The organism is Parahaliea mediterranea (genome assembly GCF_003402235.1).
Lineage (GTDB): Bacteria > Pseudomonadota > Gammaproteobacteria > Pseudomonadales > Halieaceae > Parahaliea > Parahaliea mediterranea.
On record NZ_QEWO01000006.1, the window covers coordinates 270353 to 283495 of the forward strand.

Annotated in this window: 13 protein-coding genes; 2 read left to right on the forward strand and 11 right to left on the reverse strand. The window is 61.7% G+C overall.

The window, feature by feature from the left end:
* Position 1: 1 nt before the first annotated feature.
* The 10 genes from DDZ17_RS18655 to DDZ17_RS18700 all read right to left on the reverse strand — a co-directional run bounded on the left by DDZ17_RS18655 (position 2) and on the right by DDZ17_RS18700 (position 10634).
* Positions 2–853: a CheR family methyltransferase gene (locus DDZ17_RS18655; RefSeq protein ID WP_116368489.1), complete on the reverse strand. Its 852-nt coding sequence runs from the start codon at positions 851–853 to the stop codon at positions 2–4.
* On the reverse strand, positions 850–2949 hold the full coding sequence (locus DDZ17_RS18660) for a methyl-accepting chemotaxis protein (RefSeq protein ID WP_116368490.1): 2100 nt from the start codon (positions 2947–2949) through the stop codon (positions 850–852). The genes DDZ17_RS18655 and DDZ17_RS18660 overlap by 4 nt, the downstream gene beginning before the upstream one ends.
* Entirely contained in the window at positions 2946–3509 is a 564-nt protein-coding gene (locus DDZ17_RS18665) for a chemotaxis protein CheW (protein WP_116368491.1), read from the reverse strand. The genes DDZ17_RS18660 and DDZ17_RS18665 overlap by 4 nt, the downstream gene beginning before the upstream one ends.
* 1 nt (position 3510) lies before the next feature.
* Positions 3511–3921 carry a response regulator gene (locus DDZ17_RS18670; protein WP_116368492.1) on the reverse strand — a complete coding sequence of 137 codons (411 nt, stop codon included), beginning with the start codon at positions 3919–3921 and terminating at the stop codon, positions 3511–3513.
* Between the two features lie 174 nt (positions 3922–4095).
* Positions 4096–4716, reverse strand: coding sequence for a chemotaxis protein CheB (locus DDZ17_RS18675; RefSeq protein WP_116368493.1), 621 nt, complete (start codon positions 4714–4716; stop codon positions 4096–4098).
* Positions 4706–5323 carry a hypothetical protein gene (locus tag DDZ17_RS18680; RefSeq protein WP_116368494.1) on the reverse strand — a complete coding sequence of 206 codons (618 nt, stop codon included), beginning with the start codon at positions 5321–5323 and terminating at the stop codon, positions 4706–4708. Before DDZ17_RS18680 ends, DDZ17_RS18675 begins: the two co-directional genes overlap by 11 nt.
* On the reverse strand, positions 5316–6617 hold the full coding sequence (locus tag DDZ17_RS18685; protein WP_116368495.1) for a sigma 54-interacting transcriptional regulator: 1302 nt from the start codon (positions 6615–6617) through the stop codon (positions 5316–5318). Before DDZ17_RS18685 ends, DDZ17_RS18680 begins: the two co-directional genes overlap by 8 nt.
* A gap of 95 nt (positions 6618–6712) precedes the next feature.
* Entirely contained in the window at positions 6713–8137 is a 1425-nt protein-coding gene (locus DDZ17_RS18690) for a serine hydrolase domain-containing protein (RefSeq protein WP_241505955.1), read from the reverse strand.
* Between the two features lie 164 nt (positions 8138–8301).
* A complete protein-coding gene (locus DDZ17_RS18695; RefSeq protein WP_116368496.1) occupies positions 8302–10263 on the reverse strand; it encodes an alkaline phosphatase D family protein in 1962 nt (653 codons plus the stop codon).
* A gap of 23 nt (positions 10264–10286) precedes the next feature.
* Positions 10287–10634: a DUF3127 domain-containing protein gene (locus DDZ17_RS18700; protein WP_116368497.1), complete on the reverse strand. Its 348-nt coding sequence runs from the start codon at positions 10632–10634 to the stop codon at positions 10287–10289.
* A gap of 574 nt (positions 10635–11208) precedes the next feature.
* Between DDZ17_RS18700 and DDZ17_RS18705 the strand changes: the two genes are divergently transcribed.
* Positions 11209–11487, forward strand: coding sequence for a CopG family ribbon-helix-helix protein (locus tag DDZ17_RS18705; RefSeq protein ID WP_116368498.1), 279 nt, complete (start codon positions 11209–11211; stop codon positions 11485–11487).
* A 235-nt stretch (positions 11488–11722) separates the two neighbouring features.
* On the opposite strand, the gene DDZ17_RS18715 is transcribed toward DDZ17_RS18705, so the two are convergent.
* Positions 11723–12001 carry a putative quinol monooxygenase gene (locus tag DDZ17_RS18715; protein WP_116368499.1) on the reverse strand — a complete coding sequence of 93 codons (279 nt, stop codon included), beginning with the start codon at positions 11999–12001 and terminating at the stop codon, positions 11723–11725.
* 321 nt (positions 12002–12322) lie between these two features.
* On the opposite strand from DDZ17_RS18715, the gene DDZ17_RS18720 reads away from it, so the two are divergent.
* Positions 12323–12889: an RNA polymerase sigma factor gene (locus tag DDZ17_RS18720; protein WP_116368500.1), complete on the forward strand. Its 567-nt coding sequence runs from the start codon at positions 12323–12325 to the stop codon at positions 12887–12889.
* The last annotated feature ends 254 nt before the right edge of the window (positions 12890–13143 follow it).

Genomic DNA, 13143 nt, shown 5'->3' on the forward strand with positions numbered 1-13143 from the left:
CTTATACCTCCCGTTTTTTATAGGCGGTCACGCCCGGCCAGGCGGCCCGCTGCATGCGCGGATGTTTCCAGCCCATGTCCTCGCCGGCGCCAAGCACCAGCAAACCCCCGTTGCGCAGGCGGTCGCACAGCTGGTTGATGATCCACAGCTGCGTGTCGCGTTCGAAATAAATCAGTACGTTCTGGCAGAACACCAGGTTGAAATCGGCAAAGGGCGCGTCGTTCACATGCAGCAGGTTGCTGTGAAAGAAGTGGCAGCGCGCGCGAATTTCATCGTCTATCGCCCAGGTCTGGCTATCGATGCGCCGCAGGCAGTCGCGGCGAAAGGGCGCCGGCAGGTGGGCGATGGCGCTCTCGCGATACTGCCCCAGCTGCGCCTGGGTAATGGCGCCGAAGCTGATATCGGTGCCAATGCCGTGCCATTCCAGCCAGGGCTCGCGCCCCTTGAGGCGCTGCTCAACCACCATGGCAATGGAGTAAAGCTCTTGCCCCGCGCTGCACCCAGCGCTCCAGAAAGAGAAGCCGTTACCGGTATCCTCCCGCTGCAGCCACTGGTCGATGTAGTCCGCCACCGCATCCAGCGCAGCGCCCTGGCGAAAGAAGCGTGTTTCCTTCACGGTGAGCAAATCCACCAGCGCCAGCCATTCGGCGCGGGCGCAGATGCTGTCGTCGAACAGGGCCAGGTAGTCGTCGTAGCTGGCCAGCCCCAGCGCCCGCAGGCGCTCACCCACGCAGCCCTCGATCACCCCCTGGGGGCTTTCGATGCGAATCCCCGCGTGGCGCTGCAGCTGCTGCATCAGCAGCTGGAACTGGCGCCCGTTCAAATGGGGAAGCTGGCGGGCGGCGAGGGTCATACGGAGACTTTCTCCTCGCTGGATTCAGCCCGCTCCAGCGCGCTCATTTCGTCCTCGTCGTAAATGCGGCGCGCCTCGGTGATGTGCTCCATGTCATCCAGCTCGGCAAGCCCGGCGTCGCCGGCGGCGGCATCGCGCTCGATGCGGAACTGGCTCAGGCTCTCGGCCACGGCGCGCATGGACTGCTGCAGTGCGCTCACGCCCACCTGGGTGCTTTCGCTGTATTCGGAGATGTCCAGGTTGCGCTCGCGAATCTCCGCCATGGAGCTGTTCATGTGCTGGGCGCTGTCGGCGGACTGGCCGGCGGCGTCGTCCACCGAGTTAATGATGGCGGTAATTTCGTTGGAGCCCTCGCTGATCTCTTCCAGCGAGGCGTCCAGCCGGTCGATGTATTCCAAAATAGTGACAACGGTGCCCACGGTGTTTTCCATGGACGAGAGGTTTTCCGCCGACAGGTTCTGCAGCATGCGCACTTCCGAGATCACCTTGCGGCCTTCTTCCTCTGCCTCGCGCAGCAAATCGCCGATGGCCTCGGCAATCCCCAGGAAGGGCCGGCCGTGTTCGCCGGCTTTCTCGGCCTCGATGCGGGTGTTGATCGCCACAACAGAAATCTTGGTGTTCAGGGCCTGGATGTACTCCGCGGCGGTGGTCACCGATTGAATCAACTCGCCCTGGCGTTTGGCAGACTTGGAGGTTTCCTGCACCGCCTCGCGCACGTCGGCGGAGGCCTTGGACATATCCTTGGTCAGCTCGTAGCCTCTGGCCACCTGCAGGCGGTTGCGCTCGGAGGTCTGGGCGGCCTTCACGGTGGAGGCCTTGATCTGCTCGCTGGTGCGCACCATTTCGGTGGCGGCGGTGGTGGATTCCACCACCGAGCGGGTCAGTTCCTTGCCCTTGTCCACCTGCCCCTGGGCGGTTTTGCCGATCTTGTTGATCTCGTCCACCGCAATCTCGAAGGGGGTGCGGATGTTGCGGATCAGTTCCCGCTGACGGCCCGTGGAGGCGTTGATTTCCCGGGCGATTTCCTGGGTGACGCTGTTTTCCTCCGGCGCGTGCACGGTGAGGTCACCCTCGGAAATTTTCACCAGGGCCGAGTTGATTTCGGCCACGCCTTGCTCGGTGTACACCACCCGGCGGCGTTGGTTGCGGAACATCAGGATCAGCAGGGCCACCGACAACAGCGCCGGCGCGCCGAACAGCACCATCAGGGTGCTGCGGTCGTTGATGCGTGCATTGGTCATGCGGTCGATGGCGGGAATCAGCGCCGAGATGGCATCCGACAGGGCGGCGTTGGACACCGCCACCGACTGGCGTGCCGCGGCGGCGTTGCGCATTTCCGGGGCCGCTTCAGCAATCTGCTCAATGGAGCTGGAAACCACGGCGAACAGTTTGTTCGCCTCGCTGATGGCGTCGATGGCGTCGGGGTCTGTTAGGCGCTGCACCCCCATCACCATGTTGCCATTGCGCAGGGCGTCCACGGTGCGGTTGAAGTCCGCCGCGTCGGTGCGAAACTCATCCGCGGCGCGTTGGTTTTCGGCGCCGCCAGCGAGGATTTTGTCGATGTTGCGGGCGATACGCTCGGTCAGCCACAGGGTTTTCTGGGCGGCGGTTACCGTGTCGCTGGACACCGACTCATCCAGCAGGATGTCCACCACCGCGGCAAACTCGCTCTGGATGGGGCGAATGTTGTTTTCCAGTTCCGCCGATACGCCGTGGATGAACACAATGCGCGGGCCGGCATCCACCAGGGTGCGCGATGCCGTTTCGATGGGTTGCCACTGGCTGCTAATGGCGTTGATCTCGGCATCCAGACCCGCTCCCTGGAAGCTGGCGAGGGAAGCGTTGAACTGTTCCACCTGGGCATTGAGCAAGTCAAAGGTCTGCTGGGCGCCCTGTTCGGTTTCCCGGGCGCGCGCCACAACCTGCTGGGCCTGCAGGCGCAGGTCGTTGGCCATGCTGCGGTGCTCGCCCTCCTGGCCGGCGTCCTGCTGGATCATGACGAACGTGTATATCACGCCGCCGAGACAGGCCAGAATCGCCAGTGCGATAACGCCTACCCAAAAAGAGGAGGCTGCACTTTTCTTCGCTTCGGTCATGGGTTTTTATCCTCGTTGCTTTCCCCTGTTGTCGCCGAAGCGCTGCCGAGATCGCTGTCGGTGACCAGTTTGTCGATGTCCAATACCGCCAGAAACTGTTCGTTGTAGCTGAAACCGCCGAGACACATCTCGGCAAAATCCACGTCGATGTCGCGGGTCATGTCGCGCTGCTCGATGGGAAACTTGAGATCGCGGTGCACGCCGCTCAGGGTCAGGGCAAAGTGCAGGCCGTGCTTGCGCACCACCATGCAGTATTCCCGCGGCCGGCCACTGTAGGGCTGGCGCCGGAACAGCACGTCCCCAGAAAACACCGGCAGCAGGCCGCCCTTGTGGGCCGCCAGGCCCATCACCCAGGGCTTGGTGCCGGGTATGCGGGTAACCGCCGGTGTCTCGATAATTTCATCCAGCTCGCCGGCGCCCACCAGCAGGGGCACACCGGCAATGCTCACGTGCGTGCCCACCCAGAACATAACCGGCTTGTCGCGGGCCGGGCTCGGGGCCGCCGACCGGGCGTAGTGACGCTCAAGTTCGCGAAAAACCGCCAGGGCGCCGGTGCTCACTTCAGGCTGCCTTGCGCGCCGCGGTGTGGTCGGCAATCAGCTGGCGCAGTACCGAATCCGGGGGAATTTTGGTGACGTGGGCGGTGGCACCGCGGGCCGCGCCCTTGGCGATGTCGAAGATGCCATCGGAGGATGACAGCATGATCACCGGTGTATTGCGGGTGTCCTCGGCGTTGCGGATCAGGGTGCAGGTCTGGTACCCGTCCAGTTCCGGCATGGTGATGTCGAGGAAGATGATGTCCGGCTTGAAGCGGCGCAGCATGCCCAGGGCCTTGTAGCCGTCTTCGGCGCACTCCACTTCACAGCCCATGTTTTTCAGGGTGTGCGACATCATCATGCGAATGGTCTTGGCGTCGTCCACGATGGCGACCTTGACCCCGCTGATGTCGAGTTCTTCTGTCTGGTCCGTCATTTATAACCTCGCAGCTTCTTGATTCGTGGCCGCATCCAGGGCAACCGGCGAGGACAGTATTTAAATTGCGTTGCGGGCCAGCAAGGAAAAACTGGAGTTTTCTCCAGTTAGCGAAGAAACGTGACGCAGGTCACAAAACAGGGGGTTGGCTGTTGCACAAAGGCTTTTTGCCACTCACTCGTAAAGCTGCTCCAGCGCCGCCGCCAGCAGCTCCGGCGTGGCACTGCGGTGCACCAGGCCGCTGGCAAGGGCGGCCTCGGGCATGCCCCTGCACACCGCCGACGCCGGCTGCTGCACCCACAGCCGGCAGCCGGTGGTGTCCAGCACATCCAGACCGCCGGCGCCGTCGTTGCCCATGCCCGAGAACAGAATCAATCCCCGCGCCGGCAGGCGCGCCGCCGCCAGCAGCACTTCCAGCTCGTCGATGTCCGGGGTGTGGCCCGCCGCCTCCCAGCCGGCCTCGCGCTCGGCCCACACCGCTTCGGCATCAATACCGATGCGCCAGCGCGGCGGTACGATCAACACCTCGCCGGCGCGCAGGGGGTGGCGCTCTTCAATCAGGCGCAGCGCAAACAGGGAGCTGGGGCTGGCCAGTTGGCGCAGCTGCTCCTGCCGTGCCGGGTCGTAATGCTGGGCGTACAGAAAGGCCACCGGCGGGCGGCGGCGAAAGGCGCCAAGAAAGCGCAGCACCGCACCCGTGGCGCCGGCAGAGCCGGCCAATAGCCACACCGCCTGCACATCAGTCACCGGCTCAGACGCTTGCTGCGCGCGCCAGCGGCGGGCGTCATTCAGCATGGGGAAACATAAAGTTGCGGAAGGGTTCCAGGTGGCCGCTCTGGAAGTCGCCCAGCTCGTAGATGTTCAGCCGGTACATGAGGGTCAGGCAGCGCTGGAAGGCCTCTTCGGCGTCGTAGGCTGACGGGGGGATGCGATAGCGATCGGTGACCTGGGCAAAGATCAGCGTGGCAATTTCGCGCCGGCCGTGGTCTTCGCGGTAAAGGAGGTGATCCACCGGCGAGGAGACCACCCCCGGGCCGTAGACCAGAAACGCCTCCCAGTGCCGCGGGTCCTGATGCTCGCCCAGCAGCGACATCAGAAAGCGCACCATGGTGGTGAGTTCCTCCCGCGGTGGCAGCACATCTTTCTGCAGCCAGCTGCGCACCTCGGCCTCGCGCCACTGGGGGTTGATGGCCAGCAGGCTGATCACCCGTCCCTCCGCCAGCGGCGGCACCGCACCGCTGAGATCCCACAGCATGTTGAGCCGGGCAGAAAACCCCAGCGCCGTGGGCGCCTGCTGCCCGGCCAGGGCGCGGTACTGGGCGGCGTACTCCGCCGGCGGGCGGCGCTGGGCGCTGGCCGCTGCTGGTGCTGGTGCTGGTGCGCTGTCGGTGCTGTCAGTCATGGTGAGTGGCCGCCTCGCGCGCCTGCTTCAAGCGTTTGTTGTAGGTGGGAACGGAAACGCCGGCGGCAGCGGCACGCAACTTGACGGCAACGCCGCTGCCCTGGTTTTCCAGCTGTTTCTGCACCAGTGCCCGCGCGCAGCCAATCGGGCTGGCGGTGCCGTCGCCGCCCTCCGCCAGCCACTGGCGCACTGCGGCGTCCATGTTTTTCCACAGCATGGCATCCCGACGCGCCACGGCGCGTTCGGCAATGCGCGGCTGCCAGCGCTGGATGTTGCGCGAGGTGGTGTGCAGCCGGCGCGCACAGTGAGCAAACTGCCCACCGCACTCCGCCAGCACCGCCAGCACAATTTCATCTTCCAGCCACTGCCCCACGGGGGGCGGCGCCGCACTGGAGAGCGCGTGGTGCACAGCCTCCGCCAGCGCCTGTTCCAGCGCTTCCGCCGCGCTCGGCCGGTAGCGGCCAAGGCTGGAAAGCTCGCCGCCAAAGCCGTCGACAATTGGCTCCCGCAGCGGCCGCTCACCGGGCTGCGGGGCCCCCAGCAAATCGAGATCAGCCGGGCTCACCCTGCCACCCTCGGCCCGGGCCAGTGCGCGGCCGATACGCTGGCGCATTTCACTGATGTTGCCCTCCCAGGTATGGGCGAGCATGGCGCGCTCGGCATCCGCGGTGAAACGGTGGGGGCACAGCTCCCGGTCTTCACACTCCTGCAGCAGGATTTTGTCGGCCCAGCGCAGCACCGCCCGCTGGCGGTCGCGAATGGGCGGCACGTAGATGGGATAGCCGGCAAATACACTGGCCAGGCCTTCCTGCAGCTGGCGGGTGCGCACCAGGCGCTCGATGGAATCGGGCAACAGGGCGACAAAGCGCGCGCCCGACAGCGGCCGGGGTGGCTGGCCATCCTGCACCAGGGTGCGGCTGCGCAACTGGCGCGCCAGGCGCTGCTGGGCGTCGGCGCACATCAAGTGGGGATACTTGAACACCAGGGTTTTGTCGGCGCTGGCCGACAGGGCGGCGGTGATGGCGTGATTGGCGCTCTCGCAGTTGCGAAACTCGCGGCAGTCGATGGCGGCAAAGTGGCCGGGCAGGCCACCGGATTCCTGGTGCACCACCCGCGCCACGTACATTTTGCCGGTGCCCCGCGCGCCGATGATGGCAATGGGCATGTGGGTCTTGGCAAGAAAGGCAGCCCGATCCACGGCGCCTTCCATGTTGTCCAGCACGTAGCCGGCCTTGGCACCGCTGCGGTGTGCAATGCCGCTACCCTCGGCATCCCAGAGTCCTTGCTGCTTCACGCCCCTGCTGCTTCTTGTTATCGGTGATGGTGCCAAATGGCACAAAGGCCCCAATATAGGGACTCCGACCACCCCTGGCCAGTGTCAGTTGTGCTTCAGCGGCGCACGGCCTTGATCACTTCCCGCGCCAGCGCCCAGCGATCAAAACCCTGGGCGCCATAGTCCAGACCGCGGCGCACAATCACCAGCTCGTGAGAGGGCACCACAATCACGAACTGGCCGCGGTTGCCGGCGGTGCTGTAGGCATCCGGGGGCACCTCACCCTTGCGCTCATCCGGCACCAGCCACCACTGCCCGCCATAAAAGTTGCCGCTGTCGGCGGTGGCCGGCGCCGGGCGACGCACAAAGTCGATCCAGTCTTTCGACAGCAGCTGTTCGCCCTGCCACTGGCCCTGTTGCAGGTAGAGCTGGCCAAAGCGGGCCAGGTCGCGGGCGTTGGTGTACACCTGGCTGCTGAGAATGAAATCGCCAAAACGATCGGTGCTGAGCAGGGTGTTGCGCATGCCCAGTTTGTCGAGCAGGGCGCGGCGGGGGTATTCGCGGTAGGCCGCCTCGCCCAGCACCTGCTTCATGGCCAGCACGGCGAGCAGGGTGTCGTAGTTCTCGTAGTCCCAAAAGCTGCCCGGCGCACGTACCAGGCCGCGATTCAGCGCGCCAGCCACAGAGCTGGCGCCGGCCCAGTAGGCGAGCCCGGAGCCAGTGGCGTATTCCAGGCCAAAGCTGTCCACCGGGTACAGGCCGCTGGACATGTGCAGCAGGTGACGCAGGGTAATCTGCGTGCGCGGATCGGTGCCGCCTTCCAGCGCCGGCGCCCAGGGCAGCGCCAGGGGTTCATCCAGGCTCAGTTTGCCAGCATCCACCAGCTGACCGATCAAGGTGGCGGCGATACTCTTGGCGGTGGACCAGGTGCGGGTGCGCGTGTGCCGGTCGAAACCGTCGGCATAACGCTCGTGCACAATCTGGCCACGGTACAGGATCAGCAGGCTGATAGTGTCCTGCTCCGGCGTGTCGCGCTCAAAGGCCCAGTCGGAGGCCGCCTGCAGCGCAGCATCACTGATCTCGGCAGGCAGCGGCGCATCAAGCACCTTGTCACCCATCGGCCAGGGCAGGGTGGCCGGGTCGCCCGCCGGTGGTGGCATAAGCAGCTGGGGCAGGGTATCGATATCCGCAAGGCGTTGCTCGGGCGCCATCACCACACAGCCGATGCCGGGCCGGAAGGCGGCGCTCACCGCTTGCCCGCCTTCCGGGTTCGCCACGGTCACCGCCTGCGCCTTGGCATGCACCTGCAACTCGCCCGGCGCAGTGTCGCCGTCAAAGCGCACCAGGTAGGCCAGCTCCTGGCGCTTCACCTGCGCCAGCGTGCGCTTCGAGGTGAACAGACCATTGCAGGCCAGCACCGCCTCTACCCCGTGGCGGATCAGCTGGCGCTGGGGCTTGAAGTAGTCACTGGCGGTGGCGGGTTGGGCAAGGAGGGCGGCTAGCGCAATGGCTGGGGCGGCGCGGGGCAGAAAGGCAAGCAAGGGCGATCTCCTGATCAGGGTGCACCGGCAGTGTAAAGAAGGCCCGCAGGCATCGCCACAGTTGGTCTGACAGCTTGCAGGTCTGGCAGCTGAAGGTCTTATTGCTTTCAGTCTCAGAGTTTTCAGCCTTGCGGCTTTCCCTCTGGCGGCTTCAGGCCAACCCGCTAGCGCCAGCGCGACTCCTGTTCACGCCGGGTGAAGTCCACCGCGCTGCCATCGGCCAGATGCTGGCAAATGCGGGTCGGCACGCCGTCTTCGTCCAGTTCCACCAGGCCAATGCCAGCGCCGTTCAGCAGGCGGCGGCCGTGGGCGGTGCCCTCCGGCTTGCGCGGAATCACCCGCATGCGGCGCCGGCGGGTCAGCCAGTTCAACGGCGAGCGCGGCGAGTACAGCCAGCGGTTCAGGTGATCAAGGGTTGCCAGCAGGCGCTCGGGGAAGCTGTTGGAAAGCCCACTGCTGCAGATTTGGTAAATGTCCGGCCCCCGCAGGCGCCCGCGCAGTTCCACGTCGTAGACAAAGGAGTAGTGCACATCGCCAGACAGAATGACAAAGTGCCCGGGCGTGCGCGAATGGCGAAAGATATTGAGAATGGCCGCGGCGGCGCCCTTGTGGGACATCCAGTTTTCCGCATCCACCATCAGCGGCAGGCCGATAAAGGTAAACATGCGCTGGATCACCTCAATCAGCTTGACGCCAAAAATCGGCGCCGAGGAAACCAGCAGCACCGCCGGCAGCCCCTTCAGGTCGTGCTGCAGATCGGTGAGGGCCTCCCAGTCCATCAGGCCCGATGGCTTATCGGCGGAGGATTCCGAGCGCCAGCGGTGGGTGCGGCAGTCGGCCACCACCAATGGTGGGTTTAAATTCCAGGTGTAATGCCAACAATCAAAACGCAGCAAGTCGGTGAGCAGTTTGTCGTGTTCCTCGCCCCCCGGCAGCTTGAGGGTATTGGCAACCCGCTGCAGCAACTCGGCGGGGAAGGCATCCGGCGCGTTACCCCAACCCTGGCACAACAGGTAGGCCAGCAGGGCGTTGCCGATCACTCGGTGGGAGAAGGGATGCCCGTAGGCGCTTTCCTCCCAGCCACGGGTCAGGTTCCAGTCATCGGTAATGTCATGATCGTCAAAGATCATCGCCACCGGCAGGTGGGCCAGCAGGCGCTGCACCGCCGGCAGGCCATCGGCAAACCGATCGACGGCCGCTTGCTGCTGCCGGTACAGGTCCTGATCTTCCTGGCTCAGGCCCGGTGGCATTCCACCTGTACCGTAACGCCACAGCGCCGGGGACCACACCAGTACATACATCACCAGCATTTCGGACAGGGTGATGAGGTGGTTGCGGGCATTGGCCGTGGTGAACACCGGCTTTTCCGCACCGCGAAACAGCACATTCATCAACCCGCGATTGCGCGGGGTGCGCGGCAGCAGGCGGTCGCGGTGGTAGTAGCAGTCCGGGTGCTGGTACAGGGCCGACGCGCTGGCCGCCCTGACCTCGTCTCCCACGCCGGCCAAAGGCTCATCCGGCAGGCCCAGCAGGGGTATCAGGTGGTGGATGCGTCGCAGCAGCGGGCCGGCAACATCGTCGGCGTAGATCTGGTCGCCCGTCATCACCAGTGCGGCAGGCCAGGTGTCATGGTCATCGGGCGCGGCGGCGCCATTGAAGTGCGCAGCCAGCAGCTTATCCGCCGTGACCAGTCCGTCCCCAGCCCCGTGATGGGGTTTGCGGCAGGAGCCGTGCAACACCGAGCGCACCTGGCTGCACAGGCGAAAGCCGGGCGTGGCGCGCCCGCTGTAGCACAGATCGGGCGCCAGCTCGGCCAGGGTCTGCCAATCAGCGGTGGCCTCATCCCGGGGACGCAGGGCCATCTGGTAGCTCACCCAGGTATCACAGGGCAGCTCCGTGGCCAGCGCCACATCCACCAGCAGCAAATGCAGGCGCTGGCCCGCCTGCATGTGGGTCAGGCCGTCGTCCCGGGACTGCAGCAAATACTGCTGCTCTGCCCTTTCTTCCTGCGCGCAGAGGGTGAGCTTCAGGTCACAGGGCTGGCTGGTCGCCAGCCAGGCGACAAAACGACCGCGTTCTACACGGCGCAGCAGCGGGCCGGCGAGCAACAGCGGCAGTTCCGTCATCCCGGCGGGTACCCCAGCGAGGGTCAGAAGGGAATGTCGTCGTCGCCGTAGGGCGGGGGCTCTTCGCCGGCAGGCGCCCCGGCAGCTGCAGCCTCGGGCGCGGCTGCGGCCGCAACCACCTTCCAGCCCTGCAGGTTGTTGAAGTAGCGGCCATTGTATTCACGCCCGCGGATATCAAAACTCACCGTCACTTCCTGGCCGCTCTGCAGGCCATCGAGCAGGGCAATCTTGTCCTGCACGAATTCCAGGTTGATGTCCTGGGGATAGCGACCGTCGTCCACGGTCACCACCATTTCGCGCTTGGTGAAGCCGCTGTTGAATGTTTGCGGCTCCTGGATGAGTTTGATTTTTCCGGTCAGTTCGTAGGCCAAGCCTTGTCTCCTGTTACAGCGAGTGGGGTAGCGGTTGTCACTACGGTGTGGGCTTCTATTCATTTTGATCTTATATGCTACTGATTTAAAAAGATTTTTTCGTCTATCCAGAGAAGAAATACAGGCGAATTCGCACTCCATGTGATCAAAACCACCCAATATCATCCAGACTGAATAATTCATTAATAATCAATGCGTTACTTCAGCAGCAGCCCAAAAGGGGTCATTATACATTGATGCATTGCTTAACCATCATGCAACTCTGGCCTTTTTGGCCAATTAATTGGTGGTAGTGGTCACCGAGCGCTGGGATAACAGCCTCACTGCTGATTACCCCCCATGCCAAATCACCGGCTTCCTACTAAAAGCAAATCTGGCCTTGCTCAATCTTACTGGCCCCAATGCGATAGCGATCAGTGCCTCCATGGCAGTTCACGCCGGGCCAAGACCTAGGGGGATACGCAGGGTCGCCTCTGTGTATTCTTTATCAGTGATTAATCGTAGCTATTCAAAATGAATAAAAATGCTTCATAGTGGCTAAGTAAACTATGGTCAGAACTGAGAGGAGATCGCCATGACCGCTACGCCTAAGACTCGCGCCGTCACTGCTCATGTCTCCATTGAACTAGCATATCGTGTGGATGAAATCGCCGATCGGTTAGAACGCTCCAAGAGCTGGATCTTCAAGCAGGCTCTGACTGACTGGCTCGATCGGGAAGAGGAGCGCAGTCGGCTGACTCGGGAGGCACTGGAGGATGTCGATGCTGGACGTCTGATCGACCATCAGGCAATCCAATCCTGGGCAGAGAGTTTGGGCAATGCGACACCGAATCCAGTACCTACGCACAAGTGATAGCACTGAAATGGACGAGTAAAGCGCAGTCCGATCTAGTCCGACTCTACGATTTCCTGGCGGCAGTCAATCCCCCGGCCCCTGCGCGTTCCGTTCAGCAGTTGGCTCCCTATCAACAGCTTTAGGACAATATTCATACTATGCAAATTGAACACAGTCGTGAAAGTCCTCAAGGCGGACGCTCTGTAGACACCAGCGGTACGTCCTTTCACCGATATACCCATGCGAGATGAAGCTATCCATCGGTAACTTCGTAGTGCCTTACCGCGTTGGCTGTTAGTACTGCCCATGGAGAGCTTGCTGTTCGTTCTTGATGATATTCAAATGACTCAATATCTTTAAACACCTCAGAAACATTGAACCGGTTAGGTCTCGCCTTATCCTGAAGTACTTCAAAATCGATACACCCGTCTTCTGCTTTGGTGGCGTCAATATGTTTCTGAAGAGCAGCCAACACAGCATCTAAATCCTCATCAGGGATTTCTATGTATCCGTTCAATGTAACAACAGGCATGGTATTTCCTTCAAAAGCTTACTTCCTTCTATCACTGTGTCCTCAATGCAGACATTCTTGTCTTGAATTAAAGAACCACTCTTACCGCACAAAATCTCGAAGAATTTCCACTCTGCCAAACATAAAAAGCTTTTTCCAGTATGCATAGTTATGCCGCGGAAGGTTTGCAAGGACGGCAGTTCCTCCGAAATAGTTTCATGCTGAAGACGCCTCAATTCTTGCGATCGACCGGACGACTAGAGAAGTATCAGCACGACTAGCGGAAAACTTGCGGTCGATCGTCCTTTATAACTTAAGAGGTAGTGGCATCAGGATGGCCCTATGACTATCGACAATCAGATCAACGAAATTTTCGCTTCGTGCAAGTCGATAATTGCGCGAGTAGTTTCACGAATGGTACCTCCTCACGAAATAGAGGACATCGTTCAGGAAACATACGTTAGGGTTTGCAAATTCCAAAGAAAAAATCAGATATCAAATCATCGGGCTTTAATGCTTAGCACAGCTCGAAATCTAGCAATCGACTACATCAAGCGAGCCGAAACCCGCTTGTCCACTTCTACTGAAGAAGGATGGATTGAAACACTTGCATCTCAGGAATCGTCTGAAGATCCCTCCTACGACAAGGTCGCTTCAGACGAGGAGTTTGCACTTTTCTGTGAGGTAGTAAGACAGTTACCTCAGCAGTGTCGACGCGTATTTGTACTAAAAAAGGTATACGGTTTTTCACAGCGCGAAATCGCAGAAAAATTGGAGTTAAGTGAAAGTACAGTGGAAAAACATATCGCGAAGGGAATGAAGCACTGCGTCTTGCACATGCTGCAGGGACGGGATGATCGCGAAGAAGGCAAAAGCCAGAAGCGCAGATCGGGAGGTCATGTATCGTGAGTAACGTGTATAGAATATCCACTCATTCGAACGCTATTGAATTAGCCACAGAGTGGTTGGCTAAAATAGACCGAGGCCTTAGTCATTCAGAAAGATCAGAGCTCAACCTCTGGCTCGCAGCAGACGCTTGTTGTCTCGCTTAATAATCCGTAAACCGCGGTGGGTTTCATTCCGGATTGTGTCGTTCCGGACGTGTTGGGAAACCGGCAGAATCCGGGATATCCCAAGCTGCATCGTCCCTCGGCTGGGTAATG